This is a genomic window from Actinoallomurus acaciae (assembly GCF_042429965.1).
Classification (GTDB): Bacteria; Actinomycetota; Actinomycetes; order Streptosporangiales; family Streptosporangiaceae; genus Actinoallomurus; species Actinoallomurus acaciae.
On record NZ_JBHLZP010000758.1, the window covers coordinates 1 to 3,045 of the forward strand.

At 72.3% G+C, this 3,045-nt stretch carries 5 protein-coding genes; 2 read left to right on the plus strand and 3 right to left on the minus strand.

What is annotated here, in order from left to right; translation table 11 throughout:
• The coding region (locus ACFFNX_RS46475) for a ComEA family DNA-binding protein (RefSeq protein WP_378212761.1) at positions 1 to 718 on the plus strand (718 nt) is incomplete at its 5' end.
• 111 nt (positions 719 to 829) lie between these two features.
• Here ACFFNX_RS46475 and ACFFNX_RS46480 read toward each other — a convergent pair.
• Complete coding sequence (locus tag ACFFNX_RS46480; protein WP_378212762.1) at positions 830 to 1,477, minus strand: class I SAM-dependent methyltransferase; 648 nt, start codon at positions 1,475 to 1,477, stop codon at positions 830 to 832.
• Positions 1,478 to 1,484: 7 nt separating this feature from the next.
• The gene (locus ACFFNX_RS46485) at positions 1,485 to 1,862 is read right to left on the minus strand and encodes a VOC family protein (RefSeq protein ID WP_378212763.1); all 378 of its coding nucleotides are present in this window, start codon (positions 1,860 to 1,862) and stop codon (positions 1,485 to 1,487) included.
• A 217-nt stretch (positions 1,863 to 2,079) separates the two neighbouring features.
• Here ACFFNX_RS46485 and ACFFNX_RS46490 point away from each other — a divergent pair, with 217 nt between their 5' ends.
• Positions 2,080 to 2,676, plus strand: coding sequence for an HD domain-containing protein (locus ACFFNX_RS46490; protein ID WP_378212765.1), 597 nt, complete (start codon positions 2,080 to 2,082; stop codon positions 2,674 to 2,676).
• A gap of 9 nt (positions 2,677 to 2,685) precedes the next feature.
• Here ACFFNX_RS46490 and ACFFNX_RS46495 read toward each other — a convergent pair.
• Positions 2,686 to 3,045: hypothetical protein (locus ACFFNX_RS46495; protein WP_378212766.1), on the minus strand; the 360-nt coding region annotated here is incomplete at its 5' end.

Genomic DNA, 3,045 nt, shown 5'->3' on the forward strand with positions numbered 1-3,045 from the left:
GGCGGACGTCGTGCCGCGCGTGTGGCGTCCGCCGCCCGCCCTGCGCGCGCTGGCGATCGCCGTCCCGCTGCTCAGCTTCGGCTTCCTGAGCTGGGCGGCGCTGGCCTTCTTCGCGGCGCGGCGCCGCAGCCGGGCACTGGGGCTCGCATCGGCCGGATACTTCCTGCTCGTGGGGGTCTTCGCCTTCACGATGAGCGACAGCGGCGAATCGCCCTGGGACAACGTCGGGATGCTGGCGATGCTGCTCACGACGGTCGGCGGCACCGTGCACGTCGCCGTACTGGTGCTCGGCACGTCCGCCCGGCGCCGGAACGCGCCGCTCGACCTGGACACACTGCGGTCGCTGGAGCTGCGGATCCGGCGCGAGCAGGCGCTCACGCTGCTCGACCACTACCCGCTGATAGCCCGCGAGCTGGGGATCGGGCGCCCGGACCTGTCGCGGGTGTTCAACGACGGCGGCCTCGTCGACGTCAACGGCGTGCCCGAACACGTCCTGGCCGCGCTGCCCGGGATCACCGTGCCGCAGGCACAGCAGATCGTCGCCCGCCGCCGCGTGACGGGCGGCTTCGCGTCCGTGGAGGACCTCATCACGTACGGCCTCCTGCCGGTGCCGGTCGTACGGACCCTGTCGGACGTGCTGATCGCGGTCGCCGGTGAGGAACCGGCCGCCGCTCCGGCCACGGAGCCGGCGGCCAGCGGCCTGCCCCTGCCGAACTAGAACTCTCTACGCGTTGGACCAGGTGCGGGTCGACAGCACCGGCTGAGGGCGAGATCCGAGATCCAGAAACGTTCCGCGGCTTCCAGGGCGGTGCGTACATGAGCCGTGGCGTCAGCCGGCATCGTGGTTCCTCCCCGGATTCGTGGCCACGGTCAGGACGACGGGGCGGGACCCGACCGTGAAGACGTGGGCGTCGGCGTCGACGAAGCCGGTGGCCGTCGCGAGCGTGAGCGCGTCTTCCGCCGTGTGCGGCAGCGGCAGGTCGGCGGCGACGAGGTCGGCGAACAGGCCGGACGGACGAAACCGGGACGCGACCGGCAGGGTGAAGCCCGCTCGCCCGCCGGGTCTGAGCGCACGCCGCCAGTCCGGGAGTGCCCGGACGCCCAGGAAGTGGAGCGACGAGGCGCACACGACCAGATCGAGAACGGCGTCGGCCACGGGCAACGACACCGCCGGCCCGACCCTCCAGTCGACCGCGTGCCCGCGGCCGAGCCGCGCGGCCCGGGCCCGGCCGGCCGTGATCATGCCCGCGGAGAGGTCCACGGCCAGCACCGGCGTGGCCGCGCGTGAGCGTGTCCGGGCCATCGCCAGCGCCGCCGCGCCGCTCCCGCAGGCCACGTCGGCGATCCTGTCCTTCTCCGCGGGCGCGCCGACCAGCGCGAGGAGGGCACGGGCGACCTCGTCATGGTGATCGTCGTCGTAGCCCTCCGCCAGGTCGTCGAAGGCCTGCGCCATCCGCGCCGGGTCTGTCACGGACACTCGGCGCTCAGTCGCGGCGGCGCATCGGGTGGTCGTCGGGCACCTCGACGACGCAGATCCGTACGCCGTCGGGGTCGGCGATCCACATCTCGATCAGACCCCACGGCTCGCGTTCCGGTTCGCGCAGCACCCGTACGCCTTCGAGCTCACGCCGGGTCGCCGCGATGTCACGGACCTGGAGCCACAGCTCGATGCCCTCGGCGGGCGGCGCGTCGGAGTGCCCGGAGACCTCCAGGTAACCGCCGCCGACGAAGAAGACGGTGCCGGTGCCGCCCGGCGTCGCGAACTCGCGGAAGATCGGCAGTTTCAGCGTGTCACGGTAGAAGGCGCGGCTGCGGTCCAGGTCGGTCGGCCGGAGCAGCACCCGGCTGGCGAGAACCTCCATGCCGCCACCGTACGGCAGGCCATACCGGCCACACGCCCGGCCGCGCGGGCCGAAGGACCGGGAACTGATCGAGGATCACCCCCCGCCGACGTCACCGCCTCGGCGGCTCGACATCCACAGGAGCATCCTCCGGCCGGTGGTTATCGCCGGTGTCGGGGAAGGATTTTCTCTACGGCCGGGTCAACACCGCCCGGCCGCTCGGTCGAAGGGGGCAGTAATGCAGGACGAGCTGGCACAGTTGACGGGCTTCGTGTACGAGATCGGTCTGCTGAAGCGATACAAGCGCACCGGCTGGCTCGTCGCGGGGGTCAGCGATCCCGAAAGCATCGCGGACCATTCGTTCCGCGCCGCGGCCCTCGCCTCGATCGTCGCCGTGCTGGAGGGGGCGAATCCCGAACGCGCCGCGCTGCTCAGCCTGTTCCACGACAGTCAGGAGACGCGGCTGACCGACATCCCCTATCTCGCCAAGGCCTACGTCAAGCGCGCGCCGAATGAGCAGGTGACGGCCGAGCAGACGCGCGGCCTGCCGCCCGCCGTGGCCGACATGATCTGCGGCAGCGTCGCGGAGTATGAGGACAAGGCGAGCCTGGAGGCACGCTGTGCGCGCGACGCGGACAAGCTGGAGTGCCTGGTCCAGGCGATCGAGTACCGCGAACAGGGCAACCAGAACATCCAGCCGTGGATCGACAGCTCGCTCGCGGCGCTCCAGACGCCGTCCGGCAAGAAGCTGGCCGACGAGGTGCTGCGCACCCGCTCGCTCGACTGGCTCAACCGCTTCTTCAACGGCGGCGACACCACGCCGCTGGGCGAGTAGTGCCAGGACCTAGACGAACGAGAGGCAGTACATCCGGTGCTCTCGCTCCACCGCGTGCCGCGCGACGGCCGCCAGGCCCCGCACCGCGGCGTCGGCCCACGGACCCACGGACGTCTCCGAGGCCGGCGCGGCGGCCAGGGCGCGGGTGAGGGTATCGGTCACGGTCAGCACGCCGCACTCGGCGACGCCCGCGCCCTCGTCGACCAGTTCGCCGAGGCCGGCGCCGTGCCGGGGGTCAGCGGTGATCTCCGCCTCGGTGCGACCGGTCAGAAGCGACTCGATGGTGGCGAGTGCGGCCGGGCCGAGCCCCTCGTCACGGAAGACGGGCGGCGGCCAGGCGGCGGTGAGGATGCCGGCCGCGGCCTGGTC